The 20,112-nt window shown below is 53.5% G+C and carries 13 protein-coding genes; 11 read left to right on the plus strand and 2 right to left on the minus strand.

Annotated elements, in window-relative coordinates; all coding sequences use genetic code 11:
• Positions 1 to 90 precede the first annotated feature (90 nt).
• The 8 genes from argG to argH all read left to right on the plus strand — a co-directional run bounded on the left by argG (position 91) and on the right by argH (position 9,287).
• Positions 91 to 1,287, plus strand: coding sequence for an argininosuccinate synthase (gene argG, locus J3P34_RS03300; RefSeq protein ID WP_210486408.1), 1,197 nt, complete (start codon positions 91 to 93; stop codon positions 1,285 to 1,287).
• A complete protein-coding gene (argC, locus tag J3P34_RS03305; protein ID WP_210486409.1) occupies positions 1,274 to 2,266 on the plus strand; it encodes an N-acetyl-gamma-glutamyl-phosphate reductase in 993 nt (330 codons plus the stop codon). The genes argG and argC overlap by 14 nt, the downstream gene beginning before the upstream one ends.
• Before the next feature lie 278 nt (positions 2,267 to 2,544).
• Entirely contained in the window at positions 2,545 to 3,681 is a 1,137-nt protein-coding gene (locus J3P34_RS03310; RefSeq protein WP_210486410.1) for an aspartate aminotransferase family protein, read from the plus strand.
• A gap of 76 nt (positions 3,682 to 3,757) precedes the next feature.
• A complete protein-coding gene (locus tag J3P34_RS03315) occupies positions 3,758 to 4,711 on the plus strand; it encodes a Rossmann-fold NAD(P)-binding domain-containing protein (RefSeq protein ID WP_210486411.1) in 954 nt (317 codons plus the stop codon).
• A 255-nt stretch (positions 4,712 to 4,966) separates the two neighbouring features.
• Positions 4,967 to 5,764: an acetylglutamate kinase gene (gene argB, locus J3P34_RS03320; protein ID WP_210486412.1), complete on the plus strand. Its 798-nt coding sequence runs from the start codon at positions 4,967 to 4,969 to the stop codon at positions 5,762 to 5,764.
• A gap of 166 nt (positions 5,765 to 5,930) precedes the next feature.
• Positions 5,931 to 6,752: a pyrroline-5-carboxylate reductase gene (gene proC, locus J3P34_RS03325; protein WP_210486413.1), complete on the plus strand. Its 822-nt coding sequence runs from the start codon at positions 5,931 to 5,933 to the stop codon at positions 6,750 to 6,752.
• Positions 6,753 to 6,889: 137 nt separating this feature from the next.
• Positions 6,890 to 7,954, plus strand: coding sequence for a M20 family metallo-hydrolase (locus J3P34_RS03330; protein ID WP_210486415.1), 1,065 nt, complete (start codon positions 6,890 to 6,892; stop codon positions 7,952 to 7,954).
• Position 7,955: 1 nt separating this feature from the next.
• Complete coding sequence (argH, locus tag J3P34_RS03335) at positions 7,956 to 9,287, plus strand: argininosuccinate lyase (RefSeq protein WP_210486416.1); 1,332 nt, start codon at positions 7,956 to 7,958, stop codon at positions 9,285 to 9,287.
• Between the two features lie 457 nt (positions 9,288 to 9,744).
• Here the strand turns inward: argH and J3P34_RS03340 are convergent, their stop codons facing one another.
• Together J3P34_RS03340 and J3P34_RS03345 are read right to left on the minus strand one after the other, a co-directional pair.
• A complete protein-coding gene (locus J3P34_RS03340; protein WP_246853515.1) occupies positions 9,745 to 11,523 on the minus strand; it encodes a cellulase family glycosylhydrolase in 1,779 nt (592 codons plus the stop codon).
• Between the two features lie 139 nt (positions 11,524 to 11,662).
• Positions 11,663 to 13,069: a high affinity choline transporter 1 gene (locus J3P34_RS03345; protein ID WP_210486417.1), complete on the minus strand. Its 1,407-nt coding sequence runs from the start codon at positions 13,067 to 13,069 to the stop codon at positions 11,663 to 11,665.
• 225 nt (positions 13,070 to 13,294) lie between these two features.
• Here J3P34_RS03345 and J3P34_RS03350 point away from each other — a divergent pair, with 225 nt between their 5' ends.
• The 3 genes from J3P34_RS03350 (at position 13,295) to J3P34_RS03360 (ending at position 19,266) form a co-directional block, all read left to right on the plus strand.
• Positions 13,295 to 15,052: a T9SS type A sorting domain-containing protein gene (locus J3P34_RS03350; protein WP_210486418.1), complete on the plus strand. Its 1,758-nt coding sequence runs from the start codon at positions 13,295 to 13,297 to the stop codon at positions 15,050 to 15,052.
• 288 nt (positions 15,053 to 15,340) lie between these two features.
• Positions 15,341 to 16,453 carry a T9SS type A sorting domain-containing protein gene (locus J3P34_RS03355; RefSeq protein WP_210486419.1) on the plus strand — a complete coding sequence of 371 codons (1,113 nt, stop codon included), beginning with the start codon at positions 15,341 to 15,343 and terminating at the stop codon, positions 16,451 to 16,453.
• 383 nt (positions 16,454 to 16,836) lie between these two features.
• Positions 16,837 to 19,266 carry a TonB-dependent receptor domain-containing protein gene (locus J3P34_RS03360; RefSeq protein ID WP_210486420.1) on the plus strand — a complete coding sequence of 810 codons (2,430 nt, stop codon included), beginning with the start codon at positions 16,837 to 16,839 and terminating at the stop codon, positions 19,264 to 19,266.
• Positions 19,267 to 20,112 lie beyond the last annotated feature (846 nt).

Consider the following 20,112-nt stretch of genomic DNA (forward strand, 5'->3'; position numbering starts at 1 on the left):
AGTTTTTTTCAATCACTCATTCTCTCAACCACTCATTCACTCCTTTAAAATACTCTCTCAATCATTCATTCTCTCAATCAGTCATTAAAAATGAAAAAAGTAGTTCTCGCGTTCAGTGGCGGCTTAGACACATCTTTCTGTGTGAAGTACCTGCTGGAACAAGGTTATGAAATCTATTCGGCCATCGTGAATACCGGCGGCTTCTCAGAAGATGAGTTAGCCGAGATCGCCCGAAGGGCCGAGAATCTGGGCGTAACGCACCACGTAACCTTAGACGAAACCGATAACTACTACCAATCCTGCCTGAAGTACCTCATCTTCGGGAATGTATTGAAAAACAACACCTATCCCCTATCGGTGAGCGCCGAGCGCATCTCGCAGGCGGTGGCCATTGCCAAGTACGCCCAGGAGATTGGCGCGGAGGCGGTGGCCCACGGCAGCACCGGTGCCGGCAACGACCAGGTACGCTTTGACATGGTGTTCAATATACTGGTGCCGAACGTGCAGGTGATTACCCCCATCCGCGACCTGAAACTTTCTCGCGAGGAAGAAATTGCCTACCTCAAAGAGCGCGGCGTGGAGATGGATTTCCAGAAGGCGCAGTACTCCATTAACAAAGGCATTTGGGGAACCTCGGTGGGTGGTAAAGAGACCTTGACTTCTCACCAGGCATTGCCAGAAAGTGCGTACCCAACCCAACTAACCAAAGAAACCCCGGAGCGTATCACACTGCACTTCAAAAACGGCGAACCGGTGGGCTTGAACGATGAACTGTTTGACAAACCCGTGCACGTGATCCAGAAGTTGCAGGAGATTGCCGGCGGTTTCGCGATTGGCCGGGACATCCACGTGGGTGATACCATCATCGGGATCAAAGGACGCGTAGGGTTTGAAGCGGCTGCGCCGATGGTCATCATCAAGGCGCACCACGCCCTGGAGAAACACACGCTCACCAAATGGCAACTGTATTGGAAAGACAGCCTGGCCACCTGGTACGGCAACTGGATGCACGAAGGCCAGTTCCTGGATCCTACCATGCGCAACATCGAGACGTTCCTGACCGACACGCAGAAAACCGTGACTGGAAAAGTACACGTGCTGCTGGCCCCGTACCGCTTCCAGGTAGAAGGCATTGAATCAGAGCATGATTTAATGTCGTCTAAATTCGGGTCGTACGGTGAGATGAACAACGCCTGGACCGGCGAAGATGTGAAAGGCTTCTCCAAGATTTTCGGGAACCAGACCATGATGTACCGCTTAATCAACGGCGAAGATGGCGCAAAGTAAGCTTGTAAAAGTGGGCATAGTGGGCGGAGCGGGCTACACCGGTGGTGAGTTGCTCCGTTTGCTGGTGCACCACCCTCACGCGGAAATCAGCTTTGTGCACAGCAACAGCCAGGCCGGCAAGCCCGTCACTAATACCCACACTGATTTGATTGGCGACACGGACCTGGTCTTCACCAACGAGCTGGGTACCGAGGTGGATGTACTGTTTCTATGCGTAGGCCACGGCGATGCGAAGAAGTTTCTGGACGCCAACTCCATTCCAGACGCGGTGAAAATCATTGACCTGAGCCAGGATTTCCGGTTAACGGAGAAGTCTTCTTTGGGCAACCGCCAATTTGTGTACGGTCTGCCGGAGCTTAACCGCGAACTAATCAAAACGGCAGCTAACGTGGCGAACCCAGGTTGCTTTGCCACGGCGATTCAGCTAGCCTTGCTACCGCTGGCGCAAAACGGTTCTTTGCCAAAAGAAGTGCACGTGAGCGGCATCACGGGCTCCACCGGCGCGGGGCAGAAACTGGCCGAGACCTCGCACTTCAGCCGGCGCAACAACAACATCTCCAGCTACAAAGTGTTCGGGCACCAGCACCTGCATGAGATTACGGAGAGCCTGCAATCGCTGCAAAGCAATCTGGACACTTCCATAAGGTTTGTACCCTACCGCGGTAACTTCAGCCGAGGCATATTGTGCACCACCTACCTGAACTCAGATTTGAGCCTGGAAGAAGCACAGCAATTGTACAGGCAGTTCTACGAAGGCCATCCGTACACCCTTCTCACGGACCAGAACCCAGATCTGAAGCAGGTGGTGAACACGAACAAATGCCTCCTCTATCTGGAGAAGCACGACCGCCAACTGGTCATCACCAGCTTGATTGACAATCTGCTGAAAGGTGCCTCGGGACAGGCGGTGCAGAACATGAATCTGCTGTTCGGGTTGGAGGAAAGGGCTGGTTTGCAGTTGAAGGCCATCGGGTTTTAAGGATCTTCGTTTTAGGCTTGTTTTCAAATAACCAGGCCGAAAACGAAGATCAAATTCAAGGTTCCGCTGGCGCGAGCGTCCCGCTCGTGTCCGCACGCATTTCTGAACATTGTTCTGCTGATGTGCAAAAGAGGATCTGGAATGCGTGCGGACACGAGCGGGACGCTCGCGCCAGCGAAAAGAAATAGAAATCAGAATAGCCGTTTTAAGGCTGTTTTCCGAAAAATAGACCCAAAACAGAAATCGTGTTACGCGGTGCGTGATACGTGCTACGAACTATGAATCTCTTTGACGTTTACCCTCTTTTTGATATAACCCCAGTGAAGGCCCTCGGCTCCACCCTTTGGGACGAGAACGGCACCGAATACTTGGATCTGTACGGTGGCCACGCTGTGATTTCCATCGGCCACAGCCATCCGCATTACGTGCAGCGCCTTACGGATCAACTGAACAACATCGGTTTCTACTCCAACTCCGTGAAGATTCCGCAGCAGCAGGAATTGGCTGACAAATTGGGCAAACTAAGTGGCTACGAAGACTACCAACTGTTCCTGATCAACTCCGGCGCGGAGGCGAACGAGAACGCTTTGAAACTGGCCTCTTTCCACACCGGCCGCAAGAAAGTGATCTCGTTCAGCAAGTCTTTCCATGGCAGAACCTCGGCGGTGGTGGCCGCCACGGATGACCGTAGCATTGTGGCCCCGGTGAACGAAACCGAGAACATTATCTTCCTGCCGTTCAATGATGCTGCCGCGGTAGAAGAAACCTTAGCCACAAACGAAGTGGCGGCCATTATTGTGGAAGGTATCCAGGGCGTAGGTGGCGTAAACATCCCCACCACCCAGTTTCTGCAGGATTTGGAAAAATCTGCCAGAAAACACGGCGCGTTGCTCATTCTGGACGAAATCCAGTCGGGCTACGGACGTTCCGGCAAATTCTTCGCGCATCAGCACGCGGGCATCAAGCCAGATCTGATCACCATCGCCAAGGGCATGGGCAACGGTTTCCCGGTGGCGGGCGTGCTCATTTCGCCGGAGATCCCAGCCAAGCACGGCATGCTGGGCACCACCTTCGGGGGCAATTACCTGGCCTGCGCTGCTGCTCTGGCCGTGCTGGAAGTGATGGAGCAGGAGAACCTGGTGGAGAATGCATCCAATATGGGTTCCTACCTCATGGAGAAAGCCAAAGCCATCCCCGGTGTGCGTGAGGTGCGCGGCCAGGGCCTGATGGTGGGCATAGAGCTGGAAAACCCGTGCGCGCCGCTCCGCAAAGCCCTGCTGGACGAGTACCGCATCTTCACCGGCTCAGCCTCCAACAAAAACACCATCCGGGTCTTGCCTGCTCTCAATGTCACGAAGGCAGAGATAGACAGGTTCTTGGAGGCGTTTTCTGCGTTAGTCTCACAAAACGCGTAGCACGTATCAAGATTTTAGATTGATGTCAAACCGGTGTCGTGTTACTTAATACGCGATACTTGATACCATAAAAAAGATGAAGCAATTCACTTCCGTTCACGACGTAGAAGATTTAGAGTCACTGGTGCGGGAAGCGCTGGTGTTGAAGCAGCACCCTTACGCACATGAGAGCCTGGGCAAACATAAAACCCTGGGCCTTATCTTCCTGAACCCTAGCTTGCGGACGCGCCTCAGCACCCAGAAAGCGGCCCAGAGCCTGGGCATGAACGTGATGGTGATGAACATGGGCCAGGAAGGCTGGGCGCTGGAAACCCAGGACGGCGCCATCATGAACGGCACCACCGTGGAGCACATCAAGGACGCCGCGGCCGTCATGGGCCAGTACTTCGATGTGCTGGGCATGCGCTCCTTCCCCAAGCTGCAGAACGTGGAGGAAGATTACTCTGAGGAAATCCTGCAGAAGTTCATCCAGTACGCTAACGTGCCCTTCGTGAGTTTGGAATCTGCCACGCGGCACCCGCTGCAAAGCCTCGCCGATCTGGTGACCATCACCGAGCACGCCCCTAAAGGCCGTCGGCCGAAGGTGGTCCTGACCTGGGCTCCGCACGTGAAAGCCCTGCCACAAGCCGTTCCCAATTCCTTTGCCGAGTGGATGTGCGCCGCGGATGTGGATTTCGTCATCACCCACCCCGAGGGCTACGAACTGGACCCGCAGTTTACCAACGGCGCTACCATCACCTACAACCAACAGGAGGCTCTGGAAGGCGCCGATTTCATCTACGTGAAGAACTGGTCCACCTACGCACCCTACGGACAGGTACTCACCCAAGACGCCAGTTGGATGCTCACGAACCAGCACCTGGCCAACACGAACAACGCCAAAGTAATGCACTGTCTCCCCGTGCGCCGCAACGTTGAACTCAGCGATGAGATCCTGGACGGCCCCAACTCTTTGGTCGTGCAAACCGCCGCCAACCGTGAATTTGCCGCTCAGGTTGTACTGAAGCGATTGCTGGAAAGCATTGACTAAAGGCTAATTACTTTTAGGATGATGCCCCGCTGGCGCGAGCGTCCCGCTCGTGTCCGCACGCATTCCTACAGGCATTGTAAATCCTCTTTATGTCATCTTGGAAAGATCTTGGTTACCAACAGTAGTACCGCCTGATTAAGGCTTTTCTAGTTCACCCACAAGATCCTTTCAGGATGACAAATAATCAGTCATCAGAAATACGTGCGGACACGAGCGGGACGCTCGCGCCAGCGTAAAGTTTAAAACCAACCTCTAGTGTCTGAAAAAATAAACGTCATCAAAATCGGGGGAAACGTGCTGGACAACCCGGCGCAGATGGAGCAGTTCCTCACCGATTTCGCCTCCATAGAAGGTCCAAAAATACTGGTACACGGCGGCGGGAAAATTGCCTCGGAACTGAGCAAACAGCTGGGCATTGAACCCAACATGGTCAACGGCCGCCGCATCACCGATACCGATACCCTGCGTGTGGTCACCATGGTCTACGGCGGGTTGCTGAACAAGAACCTGGTGGCCCAACTGCAGGCGCGCGGCTGCAACTCCCTGGGCCTCACCGGAGCCGATGCCAACGTGATTCCCGCCCATAAGCGCCCCGTCAAAGACATTGATTACGGTTTTGTGGGCGATGTGGAAAGCCCCGAGCAGGTGAACATTACCTTCCTGGCTTCTTTGGCCGAACAGGGCCTTACGCCTGTTTTCGCCGCGCTCACGCATGACGGGCAGGGCAGTCTACTCAACACCAACGCCGACACCATCGCCTCTACCCTGGCCGTAGCGTTAAGTCAGAAATTTGAAGTGAACCTGGTGTACTGTTTCGAGAAGAAAGGGGTGCTGCTGAATGTGGAGGACGAAACCAGTGTCATTCATCACCTCCAACCTGATTATTACGCTGAGTTGAAAGAACAAGGCGCCATTTTCGCGGGGATGCTGCCCAAATTGGACAACGCTTTTGCCGCGCTTCAAGCTGGAGTAAATGCCGTCATTATTGGAGATGCTGCGGAAATCAAAGACATTGCCGCTGGCGGGAAAGCAGGAACCAGGATCACGCGGTAAGACACTTATAGGAGTTGCGCACACTACGAGTGTCTCCGGCAAAAGCTGTTTTGAGTCTGATTTTCAGAAAACTAGCTCAAAACGACTTCTGGAATCCGCAAATTACCTTTCTTGCGGGGAGAATTTTTAAACCGAAGCCGGTGCGCCGGCTGCAACCTAAAGAGCCATGAGTGAACAGTACAAGAAAATAGCCATTCTGGGCGGCGGTAACATGGGCATTGCGCTGGCGAAGGGCATGGTGGCCTCCGGGAAATACCGCGCCGGGGACATCACCCTCACCCGCCGCAACACCAAGCTGCTTGACCCGATGGTGGAGCAGGGTTACCGCGCCTCCAGCAACAACGCCCTGGCCGTGTCTGAAGCCGACATTGTGGTCCTGAGCATCTTGCCGCAGCAACTGGACAGCGTGCTGGACAACATCTCCGAGAGCATTGACCCCAGCCGCCACCTGTTCATCTCCATCGTGACCGGTGTGGCCGTGACCGATATCATCAGCCGCTTGGGTAAAGTGGTGGAAGTGGTCCGCGCCATGCCCAATACCGCCATCGCCATCCGGGAGTCCATGACGTGTATCACAAGCAAGAACGCCTCGCCTGAAAACATCGCGTTGGTAAAAGAAATTTTCGCGGCCGTGGGCGAAACCGTGGAGATTGAGGAAGAATTGATGTCCTCCGCTACGGCCTTGGTTGCCTGCGGCATCGCCTTCTTCCTACGCTCCATCCGCGCAGCAGCCCAGGGCGGCACGGAGATCGGTTTCCACGCGGGCGATGCACTGCGGATGGCGGCCCAAACCGCCAAAGGCGCCGCTTCGCTGCTGTTGCACTTCGGGAGCCATCCGGAGAATGAGATTGACAAAGTGACCTCGCCCAAAGGCTGCACCATTGCCGGCCTCAACGAGATGGAACACAACGGCTTCAGCTCTGCCATGATTAAAGGTATCCGGACCTCGGCGCAAAAAGCCGAGAAGCTGTATACCGATGAAAAGTAGAGACCAGGCACCGCCTTGTCTCCACGCGTTGCTGATTTGGGCCTATTTTCCAAAAAATGAGCTAAAAAAGAAAATCAGCAGATATAATCATCCCCCTACCCCCTTCTAAGGGGGACCATGGATAGTGTACCTCCTAAATGAATAACACCTTATACCAAGACGCATTAGCCCTGCTACAGCAGTTGATTTCCATTCAGTCCTTCAGCCGAGAGGAGGCAGGAACGGCAGAGGCGATTGCGCAGTTTCTGCAGGCCAGAGGCGTAGAGATTCACCGCAAGGAGCACAACGTCTGGGCCTTCAACAAACACTACAATCCGGCTTTGCCCACGGTGCTGCTGAACTCGCACCATGATACCGTGAAGCCGCACCCCAGCTGGACGTTTGACCCTTTTACGCCTACGGTGCAAAATGACAAACTCATTGGCCTGGGCAGCAATGACGCAGGCGGTTGTCTGGTGTCGCTCATCGCTACATTCCTGCACTTTTATGAGCGGCAGGATTTAACCTATAACCTGGTTTTGGCGGCTACCGCCGAGGAAGAAATCTCGGGAAGAAACGGTATTGAGCTGGTGTACCCGGAACTGGGTGACATGGAGTTTGCCATTGTGGGGGAACCTACCCAGATGCACCTAGCCGTGGCCGAAAAAGGCCTGATGGTACTGGATTGCTTGGCGCACGGACAAGGTGGCCATGCTGCCCGCGAAGAAGGCGTGAATGCTATCCATGAGGCGCTGCCTGATATTGAATGGTTCCGCACGTTCCGTTTCCCGAAGGAGTCCAGCTTCCTGGGGCCAATCAAAATGAGCGTCACCATCATTCAGGCAGGAACGCAGCACAACGTAGTGCCGGACCAATGCAAGTTTACTGTAGACGTGCGCATGACTGATGCTTATCAGCCTGAGGAGGTGTTAAGCATTATTCGGGAGCACGTGAAGAGTGAGGTAACGCCCCGGTCTACCCGTTTGCGCCCCTCGTCCATTGACCAGAATCATCCCATTGTGCAGTCGGGCATCAAGCTAGGCCGGAACCTGTACGGCTCCCCTACCACCTCCGACCAGGCGCTGCTGAACATCCCGTCGGTGAAGGTAGGGCCCGGTGATTCGGCGCGGTCGCACACCGCCGATGAGTTTATTTACCTTTCAGAACTGGAAGAGGGCATCGCCCTTTACATACAACTATTGACACCCGTTATTACCGCTTAGCATGAAACTCTGGCAAAAAGAAACCTCCGTCGCGCAGAACGTTGAGAAATTCACCGTGGGCAAAGACGCCGAAATGGACTTACAGTTGGCTCCTTTTGACGTGCTCGGCTCCCTAGCGCACACACGCATGCTGGAGAGCATCGGGCTGATGGAGCCAGAAGACCTGGCCGCCGTGCAGCGGGAACTAAAGGAAATCTATAAAACCATTGAACGCGGCGAGTTCGAAATTGAGCCCGGCGTAGAAGACGTGCACTCCCAGGTGGAGCTTTTGCTCACGCGCCGTTTGGGGGAGGCAGGCAAGAAAATCCACAGCGGTCGCTCCCGCAACGATCAGGTGCTGGTAGACCTCAAACTGTTTATCCGTCATGAAATCCGGGAAACCGTGGAGGCCGTGCACACGCTGTTCAACACCTTGCAGGAGCTAAGCGAAAAGAACAAGCACATTCTGCTGCCCGGCTACACGCATTTACAGGTAGCTATGCCGTCTTCGTTCGGGCTGTGGTTTGGCGCGTACGCCGAGAGCCTGGTAGATGACCTGCAATTACTTCAAGCGGCCTATAAAATCAGCAACAAGAACCCATTGGGCTCGGCGGCTGGGTACGGTAGCTCCTTCCCGCTCAACCGCCAGATGACCACCGATTTGCTGGGCTTCGAGGCGCTGAACTACAATGTAGTATATGCGCAAATGGGCCGTGGTAAAACAGAACGCAGTGTGAGCATGGGCTTAGCCTCTATTGCCAGCACCCTCGGCCGCATGGCCATGGATGTGTGCCTGTACATGAGCCAGAACTTCGCCTTCGTGACCCTGCCCGACGAACTGACCACCGGTTCCAGCATCATGCCGCACAAAAAGAACCCCGATGTCTTTGAGATCATGCGCGGCAAGTGCAACCGCCTGCAAGCCCTGCCCACCGAGATCCAGATGCTGCTGGGCAACCTGCCTTCCGGTTATCACCGAGAACTGCAATTGCTCAAAGAAAGCTTCTTCCCGGCCTTCACGGAAATAAGAAACTGTCTGGAGATGATGACCTTCATGCTCCCGCACCTGAAGCTGAACCAAGATATTTTGAAGGACGAGAAGTACCAGTACCTGTTCAGCGTGGAAGTAGTGAACAACCAGGTGCTCAGCGGCGTGCCGTTCCGGGATGCTTATAAGAACGTGGGTCTAGCCATTGAGAAAGGCGAGTTTACCCGGCCTGAAGCGTTGAACCATACCCATGAAGGCAGCATCGGGAATTTATGCACCGCCGAGATCAAAGGTTTGATGGAAGAGGTACTAAGCGGCTTCCAGTTTGAGAAGGTAGACAAGGCAATTGCTGAGTTGCTGGCGTAGATCGTTTTAGGCACGTTTTGATGAAATTGGCCTTAAAACATATTTGAATACGCTGGAAATCTGGTTTCGTAGAGATAAGGCAGGCCTTGTCTCTACAGGTTTTGTGCCTTTTATAAAAACACGCTAAAACCATCGCTGGCGCGAGCGTCCCGCTCGTGTCCGCACGCATTCCTGATCCTCTTCTGCTTCCGCTTTCAGAAGTCAGGGATTCTGGTTCCTTCCATAAACCCACCTTGGTCATCTTGGAAAGATCTTGTGGGCGAACTAGAAAAGCAATGAAGAAACAATTTTACCGCTTGCGCACAAGATCCTTTCAGGATGACAAAGAGGTATTCATGTAATTTATCCGGAATGCGTGCGGACACGAGCGGGACGCTCGCGCCAGCGGAAGAAGACCTAATTTGATGGAACTCGTTTTAAGGCTGTTTTTCTAAAAATTGGCCCAAAACAGACCACCTTACTTCACACTAATCTCCAAGGACTGCAGCTGAAAACCGCCTTGCTCGGCAATCACTCTGAAGACGTTCTTACCGGGTTTTAGGGGGATATTTTTCAGCGTTATGGTTTTCCATTTCTTTGGGCCGCCAGTGTTGGGGACACCCATGCCTGCTTTCACCACGTCTCCGTTTAGGGTGAGGGTAAGTTTACCCGCGTTGTTATCTGAAGCCACTAATAGCTTAAGTGTGCCCGTAGTCGCTTTGTTTTCCTCGAAGGCAGTGGTGTATTGCAGCCACTCGCCGGTTTCTATGTGATCCACGAATAACTTCTTAGAAATGCTATCCTGAGCAATGTCTACGCCGTCGTTGCGGTAGGTGGTGCCGCGGTTCCAGGGCGTGCGGGGGCCGCCGGTGGAGATGTAGTAGTTGGCGGTGTCTTTATCCAGATACGCGAAGCCGTTTCGGCCCAGGTCATAGTGCACGGCGGGGATGGTGAGCTTCTTGACAAAGCTGTAGTTCCCGAACGGAAGCGTTTCGGTTGATTTCACCTGCCGGAATATGGCATCCACTACATCTTGGTGGAAGAGGTTGTTCTCAAGTTTAAGGTTCTCGGTCAGTTCCATCAGGGCGGCGTAGGCTTCGTCGACGGAGGGTTTGAGGCCTTTGCCGTGCCAGTAATTCAGCAGTTTCTGGTAGCCGGGTGTCATGGGCACTTCCAGCGGATTGTTGAAGCCCAGTTTCTTGAGCGGCCACCAGGCCCAGCCAATGCCTTGCCCCTCCACCAGCTCAATGGCCTGCCGGAACCACACGTTGGAGTTCTCGCCGGTCTCGCCCAGCCAGATGGGTACGTTATGCTGGTCGCGCAAATCCAGCCATCCTTTAATGGCGCTCAGATCGTTGTAATTCCAGTATTTGTGGAAGCTGAGGCCCATGTTCTTGTCCCAGACGGGCAGCACGCCGTTGTAGTTGTTGCCCCAACAATTACCTTCAATGAAAATCAGGTGTCGCTGGTCTACATCCCGGATGGCCTTGGTGATGTCCACCATCAGCTGGCGCAACGGGGCGTTGTCTTTTTCGGCGCAGCCATTCTTGTCTTCTTTGCTCTGGAAGCCCCAGTTGGGCTCGTTGATGATGTCATAGGCGCCTATCCAAGGCTCGTCTTTGTAGCGCTCGGCCAGTTTGCGCCACAGCGCGATAGTCTTCTGTTTATTGGCCTCGCTGTCCCACAAAGAGGGTTTGGCGGGATCACGGTCCGAGATGTTGTTGTCGTTGCCTTGTCCGCCGGGCGCGGCGTGCAGGTCCAGGATGAGGTACATGCGGTTGGCTTTGCACCACTGCAGGAGGCTATCGGTCATCTGAAAACCTTTCTCCAGCCAGGTGTTCTGGCCCGCTACCGGCTCCTGCTCCACGGGCAAGGTGTACAGGTTGTAGTGCATGGGCAGGCGCACCGAGTTGAAGCCCCAGGCCGCCATGGAATCAATGTCGATTTTACGGGTATGGTTCTGCAGCCAGGCGTTGTAGAATTCCAGCGTGCGCTCCGGTCCAATCAGTTCCTCCATCTTCGCTTTGATGCGGTGCTGCTGGCCGGCAAACTCAGCGGTTCTGAGCATGTAGCCTTCCTGTAGCATCCAACCACCCAAGCCCATACCGCGCAGGATGACTGGTTGGTTCTGTCCGTTCACAATCTGTTTGCCTTCGGCGCGAAGAAAGCCCTGGGCGTGGACCTTCCCGTGGAAGAAAAATGAAAGACAGCATAGGACCATGAATAGCTTGGGCAAGGAACAGGTACGTGGGCGCATAGTCATTACAGGTTTTAGGGGAAATTCAGCTCGGTGCCAATATATCAATCTTTTAGATAACCGCATTTCCGCCAGAAACTTCCGATGAAAAAAGGCCGACTTGAACAGAGTTGTTTTTAGCCTCTTTTCGGAAAATTGTTTAAAAATGAACCGGCTTTTCTTCAGGTTTCTGGACCGTTTCTCTGCTCAGAAGCCCGCCTATCAGGTAACCAAGTACGCTCCCGGCCAGACCGTACCACATCGGCTCCACTTCGGTGCCGGCAATCCGGCAGAAAAGCCAGGCGCCCATACCCACTACCATGGACAGAATAGCGGCCGTTGCCGAGGCTTTCTTCAGGTAGATGCCGGCAACCAAAGGCACCAGCAGACTCACCAAACTCAGCGCCGAAGACTCGCTCACCAATTCATGGATGTTGTTGCGTGACAAGGCAAAGCCCAGCGAAATCACCGACACAATCAGGACGCTGCCGCGAGACAAGGCCAGCAATTTTTTATCCGTGATTTCTTTGAAAAATGGGCGCAGCAGGTTCTCGCTCAGGATAGAGGCCGGGGCCAGAATGGCGCCGCTGGCGGTACTGATAATGGCCGAGATCAGCGCCCCGAAGAACAGCACTTTGATGATCATAGGGCTGGAGCCTAAAATGAGGCTGGGTACCAGCATCTGGGCATCGTTATTCAGCAGATGCGGGTGCAACACCTTAGCATACAGCGCCAGAATCAAGGGCAGCAAGGCCACCGTCACGTACAGCAAAGCGGCCAGCAAAGAAGCGTTGATGGCCACCTTTTCAGATTTAGACGACATGACCCGCTGGAATACATCCTGCTGCGGAATGGAGCCCAACCCGATGGTCATCCAAAGGGCCAGGTAGTTGAGCCAGCCGGTGAAGGAAGTACCCGACTTAGGCGTGATTCTGTAAAAATCGGGCGGAAGCGTGGCGGTTACTTCTGAGAAGGGCTTCTCGCGCATGACCCACCAAGTGACAATCACCAAACCCAGGATGATCATGATGGTTTGCAGGTAATCGGTGACGCTCACACTCCACATGCCCCCAAAATACGTGTAGAGCACCACCAGAAAACTCCCGATCAAGATGCCCTGCACCAGCGTGGTGCCCAACAGCAGGTTAAACGAAATTCCCAGCGCCACCATCTGCGCGGCTACCCACCCAAAATAGGAAATGACCAGGCAGAACGAAGCGATGATCTCGGGGGTGCGCCCAAACTTCACGCGGTAAAAATCCCCGAAGGTGAGAAGGTTCATCCGGTAGAGCTTTCTGGCAAAGAACAGCCCCACCAGAACCAGGCACAGCGCCGCACCCAACGGGTCTTCCACCATGCCAATCAAGCCATCTTCGGCCACTTCGGCAGAGGCACCCAGAATGGTCTCCGATCCGAACCAAGTCGCAAACACCACGGCCGTGGCCATGGGCAGCGGCAAGGCCCGGCCGGCGAGCATAAAGTCTGAAGTATTGTGCACCCGGCGGGCGGCCCAGAGCCCAAGCAGCACGTTGAGTGCCAGGTACAGAAGAACGAAGAAAACGAGCATAGAAAGGCAATTTCTGTTTGGCGGCTGTTTTTATGAAACGGGTCCAAAAACAGGTGGCAAGTTATAGGATTTCAATTTCTTTTGAGTCGGGCAAAAAATATAGGATTGAACCCACTTAGTGGCTTTAATTAATTCTATTTTTATGCATCTATAAAACAACACCCACTGTTTTATCACTTTTTAAGCAATCACTTATTCTATCTGTCCTTCCATAGAACCTTCTACATGAATAAACCTTTACCCACATTCAAATCCTGCCTTTCCTTTCTACTCTTCTTCCTACTAGCTACCACCGTGGCGCAGGCTACCCACTTACGCGCGGGACAAATCTATGCCTCCACTGATACCACGGCCAACCCAGTGCCGGGACGGTTCTTCTTTACGCTGGTTACCTTCAGTGTGGCCCCACCGCCCTTTGAAGATTTGGAGACTACACTTCATTTCGGGGACTGCAGCAGCCAAACCGCAGCCCGCGTGTCCAGAACGTTGCTCAGCAACGGCCAGAACAACACCTTCCTCAATACCTACCGCTTTGAGCATACCTACGCCGAGCCAGGCACTTTTTCGGTCACGTTTGTGGGGGAAAACAGGAATGGCGGCGTAGTAAATATTTCTTCCTCGGTACAGCAGACCTTCTTTTTGCAGGCCACCGTTACCGTTGATCCCACGCTGGGAGTGAACCGTTCTCCAATTCTCCAATACGCTCCGGTGGATGTGGCGGTCAGAAACAAGGTTTTTGTGCACAACCCTGCCGCCTTTGACTTAGATGGAGATAGTCTCTCTTACAAAATGGTGGCACCACGCATTTCCAGTGGAGTAGACGCCTGCGGAAATCCCGTTGGAATTACAGCCCCGGGCTACCGGGAACCAGGGCAGTTTACCGGCCGTACCGCCACCGGTAGGCCCTCGGGTTTCTCCTTGGATGCGAATACTGGCCAGATGACGTGGAATACCCCCGGGGTGCTGGGTGAGTTCAACATCGCGTTTGAGGTGGAGGAGTGGCGAAGTGGCCGATTGATTGGCAAAGTGACCCGCGACATGCAGATTTTTGTACGGGAAGATTCCAACCATCCACCTCTGTTGACTGTTCCCCAGGCCCTATGCGTGGTAGCCGGCACCTCGGTCCAGAAAGTCATCCAAGCGGCCGATGAAGACCAAGACCCAATGGTTTTAACCGCCTTGGGCCCTATGTTTACGCTACTTTCCTCCAACGCCAGTTTTATTACCCAGGATGGCGCCTCGGGAGTTTTCACGTGGTCTCCTGGCCAATTAGATATCCGCGCAGAGCCTTACCAAGTGGTTTTCAGGGCAGAAGAACAAAAGGGGTCCAATCAGCTTAATCTGGTGGACCTGCAGCCTTGGCGTATTACGGTACTGGGGCCGGCGCCAACCCTTACTGCGGCAGTCCGGGAAACCGATGCCAGCATCCTGCTTACCTGGGAAACCTATGCTGTACCAAATGCCCGGCGCCTCTACATCTACCGAAAGGTAAACCCTTCCAACTTTACGCCCAGCTCCTGCGATAAAGGCATCCCGGCCTCGGCAGGGTATCAGTTGATCGGGTTCGTGCCGGCTGCTACAACTTCTTACGTAGACAACAACAACGGACGGGGCCTTGACCTAAGCCAGAACTACAGCTATCGCCTCTACGCCGATTTCAATGCCCCTAAAGGAGGCACCAGCATGGCTTCTAATGAGATAACCACTGGCCGCCTGACCGGAATTTCAGACGAAATCAAAGGGCAGATCAGCCTCCATCCTAATCCTACGACGGGTATCCTGAGGGTGAAAGCCCCAACGGCTGTGGAGATAAAGGCTGCCCAAATATTTGACCCAACCGGGAAGGTCCTGGCTTTGCCTATTCCACAGAAATCACCGGTGGGGTGGATTCTTGATATCCGCCATTTACCTGAGGGCTTCTATCTGCTCCGCTTGAAAACAGACCAGGGAACGCTGGCTCATAAATTGGTCATACAGCGTTAAATGGATTACCTGTTTCAGGGCTTTTCCTGAGAAACAGCCCTGAAACAAAAATTACCAAGCTTGGGGGTTTTCATCTGCGGCATTTGAACGCCCCAGACAATATTAGCATAGCTTCTTTCCATTCAAATTTGGCTTACTGCAAGGTGCATGGTTGGGTTCCGGCTGCGCTTAAAGGCTTAAGGCATCTGTTGTAAATGCGGCTCCAAACAACTATATTTATCTAAAAGCCAGACCATTGAAATTGAATCCAATATTTTATCCAACTGAATAAGGCAAGCGCCTCACACTATGAAACCTCCCCTACCATTTAAAAAGACCAAAGTTCTATTCCTGCTTCTGTTTTTCCTTGTTTGCTTCTCTGCGCAGGCCTCTCACATTAGGGCCGGGAATATCTACTACCAGAGTGACACAACCACGGCCCGTAACCCAATGCGGTACTTCTTTACCCTGGTCACCTACAGCGTAGCCCCGCCACCCTTTGAGGACCTGGAAGCCACGCTCTATTTTGGTGATTGCACGAGCCAGAAGGTAGCCAGAGAATCAAGGACTTTGGTGACCGTTGGTTCTGATAATGCATTTATGAATGTGTATAAGTTTGAGCACACTTATACAGGGGCAGGCACCTACCTTGCCACTTTCACCGCAGGGAGCCAGAGTGGCGTAGTGAACATCTCATCCTCGGTTAAGGGGACCTTTTACCTGGAGAGCACCATCATCGTTGATCCTTTCCTGGGAGTAAACCACGCTCCCAAGTTTCAGTCCTACCCTATAGGCGTCCCCGTCCGCAACCAAGTTTTCGTGCATAATTCTGGCGCTGTTGATGCCGAAGGAGACAGTCTCTCATTCAAGTTAGTAACGCCAAAAGCCTCAAACGGGGTAAGTGCCTGCGGAAATCCTATCGGCGTGAACACCCCGGGCTACAGCGGACTGGAGAACTTCCTGGGCGCCCCGGTCTCCACTTCACCTGCCGGCGTAACACTGAACAGAAACACCGGTTTGTTGACCTGGAATACCCCCCGCCTGCAGGGAACCTACAATGTTGCCATACTGGTAGAAGAGTGGCGCAACCGACGGCTCATTGGTACCATGGTGAGGGACATGCTCCTTTTTGCGCTGGAAAACCCACCGGTGGTGACCGGCGTCTCTGAAGAATGGCAAACGCAGGTTTCTGCTTTTCCTAATCCCGCCACTTCCACCCTCACCATGAAAGTGCCCGCCTTTGTTCAGGTGCGGGGCACCAGTATGTACAATTCTGTGGGTAAGCCAGTTAAGCTGCCGGCCCCGGTAAAGTCAAACGAGGGCTGGGTCTTTGACATCCAAGGTCTAGCCGAAGGCTTTTACCTCCTCCACCTCAGCACGGCCCAGGGTAAAATGGTCCAGAAGTTCATCGTGAAACGCTAGAACTAAGTTTCTTTAGGGCCGATTTCTGAATTTTAGGCTGAGAACGGAAAGGACTCAAGTGCCCCTAATTCTAAATCTGTCGGGGAAAAGAAAAGGAGCAGGTCATCAGCCTGCTCCTTTTCTTTTTTAAGGATGCTTTAGTCTATTGAAGTCTATTGGGTACACGCTTCGGCGAGGCATGTATTGACAGGCTAGCTAGTTTTCAGCTCCACTAGTTTTTGGCTTCCCTCGTCCTGGTTTTTCTCTGCGGTAGCTGCTTGTGCCCTTTCTGAAAACAAGGAAAGAACTGGCTTAGATGATAGATAGGGAGATTGCGATATTTAATTCTTACATGAGGCAACCTCCTGCACTTTTGGTTCATCTTTCAGGCATACCAAATTTGTATGAGCCAAACCTTTACTTTCCGCCACCTCCCCATCCTGATTTTCCTGAGTTTTCTTTATTCATTCTCCGCCTCGGCGCAGAACCGCACTACCGTGAAAGGCACGGTGCAGGATGGCCAGAAGCAACCCCTCGCCTACGCTACCATCGTGCTGGTGTCTTTACCGGATTCTGCCCTGGTCAACTCCCAGATGACGGATGAAGCCGGCGCCTATGTTTTTGAGAAAGTGACCTCCGGCCGATACACCATCAAAGCCAGCCGCATTGACCACAACACGGTAGCAAGCCCGGCCTTTGAAGTAGGCACCCAGCCGATTCAGGTGCCTGTTTTGCAAACCGCCCTCAAAACCACTGCCCTCAAGGAAGTGGTGGTGCAGGGCCAACGTCCGTTGCTGGAGCAGCACGCCGATAGGCTGATCATGAACGTGGAGAAACTCAACACCGCCGGGGAGAATTCGCTGGAGGTCCTGAAGAACGCGCCGGGCGTACGGCTGGACAAAGACGATAATATCATCTTCAGGGGAAGCGGGAGCGTGAACGTCATGATCAACGGCAAGATGACCTACATGACGGGCTCCGAGTTGAGCATGTACCTGAAGTCCTTACCAGCCTCGGCGGTGAGCAAGGTAGAGTTGATCGCCAACCCTCCGGCGTCATTTGATGCGGCCGGCACGGCGGGTATCATCAACATCGTGCTCAAGCGCGAGCTCACCAAAGGCATGAACGGCACCCTAAGTGCGGGCTCCGGTTACGGCACGTATGAGAAAGCCTGGGTTGCCCTCAACCTGAATTACAACCTGGGAAAAGTGAGTTTCTACACCCGCTTGAGCACCGGCCACGTGAATTCCTACAACAAACTCACCATGGAGCGCACCATCAGAGACAGTCTGTACCGCTCGGTGAACTACTGGCACCCCATCACCAAAACCGTGAACGTAGTGGCGGGCGCCGATTATTTCATCAACCCGAGGCACACCGTGGGCATCATGGTCAAAGGCTTCACCTCGCCGCAGGATGTCCTGACCACCAGTAACTCGGTGAATTATGACGTACGGGGCAACGCCATCGGCAGCGTGCAGATGAACAACCCCCGCGATGTGGTCTCCAACAACTACAGCCTCAACCTGAACTATAAGTTCGATATAGACACGACGGGCCGCTCGCTCACCTTTGATGCCGACTACGTGCGCTACCATAACGGGACAGATGAATCCTTCGCCAACCAGTACTTTGCGGAAGCCATCCAGAACGGGAAGGAGTTTGAAAATCTGCGCAGTTTCTCAGATGCCGCCACGCAGATCTACGCCATCAAAACCGATTACGTGCACCCGCTGGCCCACAACTGGAAAGCCGAAACCGGCTGGAAGAGCAGCTGGGTACGCAATGACGCAGACATCAGATTTGAGAAGCAACTGGAAAACACCTGGCAAACCGATGAGCGCCGCACAAACCAGTTCCTGTATGACGAGAACATCAATGCCGGCTACCTCAGCTTCAGCAAAAAAGTAAGCAAGGCATTGAGCCTGAAGGCAGGTCTTCGGGCGGAGCAAACCATCTTAAGAGGCAATTCGCGCACGACGCAGAAAGTGGTAGACCGCAACTATTGGGAGCTGTTCCCCAGCGTCTTCGCCAGCTACAACCCCAGTGACGAGCATCAGTTTTCTACCTCCTACAGCCGCCGCATCAGTAGGCCCAATTACCGCAGCCTGAACCCATTCACGTTCTTTTCAGACCCGTACATGGGCATCAAAGGAAACCCGTTTCTGCAACCGTCCTTCTCCAACTCCTTGGTGGCCAGTTATACCTTCAAGAACTTCCAGTTGCTGAGCATCAGCTACCTGCAGGAGAATGATTTTGTGATGGAAGTGGTGAGCCAGAACGATGCCACCAAAGAAAGCATCAGCACGCCGCAAAACCTGAGCCGCGCCCGTACTTTAAGTCTCAGCAGTGGCGGCACTCTGCCCGTGCGCAAATGGTGGAGCGCCAACCTGCAGCTGCAAGGTAACCTAAACAAAGTGAGCACCCCGGTGCAGGGCGAGCAGTACAACCAGGAGCAGTTTTCCTGGGACTTCAGCACGGACAACAACTTCACGCTGCCCAAGAACTTCAGCGTGCAATATTCGGCTTATTACAACTCCCCCTCAGTTTCTGGCCTTTTCCGGCACAAAGCCTCTTACCTCATGAGCATAGGCGGTAAGAAAACCTTCATGGACGGCCGCGCCACCGTAAGCGTGAAATTGAACGACATCTTTGACACCGCCCGCTTCAGGGCCAACCTGAACTACAGCAACGTAAACATGTACTGGGAAAACGAGTGGGAAAGCCGCCGCCTCAACCTCACCTTTGACTACAAGTTCGGTAACAGCAAAATCAAGGCCGCCCGCCACCGGAAAACCGGCACCTCAGACGAAGAGAACCGGGTGAGCAAGTAATTCCCATCCAAACCCCGTCCGCAGGACGAGGCAGCTCCAAAGCGAGGCAGTTCCTGCGGCAGGCCGGGGCGAAGGCCTACAGTGAGGCCGAGGCACGGCCTGCCGCACGGATGAACTGTTCAACCAGTAATGGCCTGCGTGAACGATGCAACAGAGGACAGCAGCGGGGTGTCACAGAAAGTGAAGAAAAGACTGTTTGAGCGTCAGCGAGTTTCTTTTCTTCTTGATTCTTTTGGTTACTTTTCTCATCAAGGAGCAAAGTGACAAACGCCCGCAGAAAGCGGCTGCAGCCTTGAGGCTTGGTAGGAAGGGATTGGAGAGTAATAGCAGAAATTTTACCGGATAGGCAGTTGAAGTAATTGGTGAGAACACAAACAACGACGATATATACTACCAACTGGAACCGCTTCCAATTCGCCAATCAGGAGATTGGCTGTCCGGGAAGTGCGGAGAGCGCTGCCGCTAACTCTCCGCACAACGCAAGCGAAATCCGAGTTTGAGGCTCGCGCCTCACTGCAGTTGCAAACTGCAGACCATGGAAGGTCCAAGTCACAGACTTGAACCAGAGATAAAAAGAGAGAAAAGAATCAGCAACTTTAGCAATCCCCCTCCCACTTCAAAGGGGGACTTTGCGCTTAGTAAACGTAGTTTTTGAAAAACCAATATCGGCTTGCAAATCCCTTATCTAACACAAGTTAGGCAAAGCGTTTCTCTCCTGTTTCCTCAAAAACACCCTGAAATCACCACCACACCCGGCACCAATGTTAAAAATCACCGGAACAACCGCCTTTTGTCCTATCCAAAAAATATAGGGTCACGTACCTTTGTAAAGAGAAAAGAATAGAA

It is taken from the genome of Rufibacter aurantiacus, from assembly GCF_017916345.1.
In the GTDB taxonomy this organism is placed as follows: Bacteria; Bacteroidota; Bacteroidia; order Cytophagales; family Hymenobacteraceae; genus Nibribacter; species Nibribacter roseolus.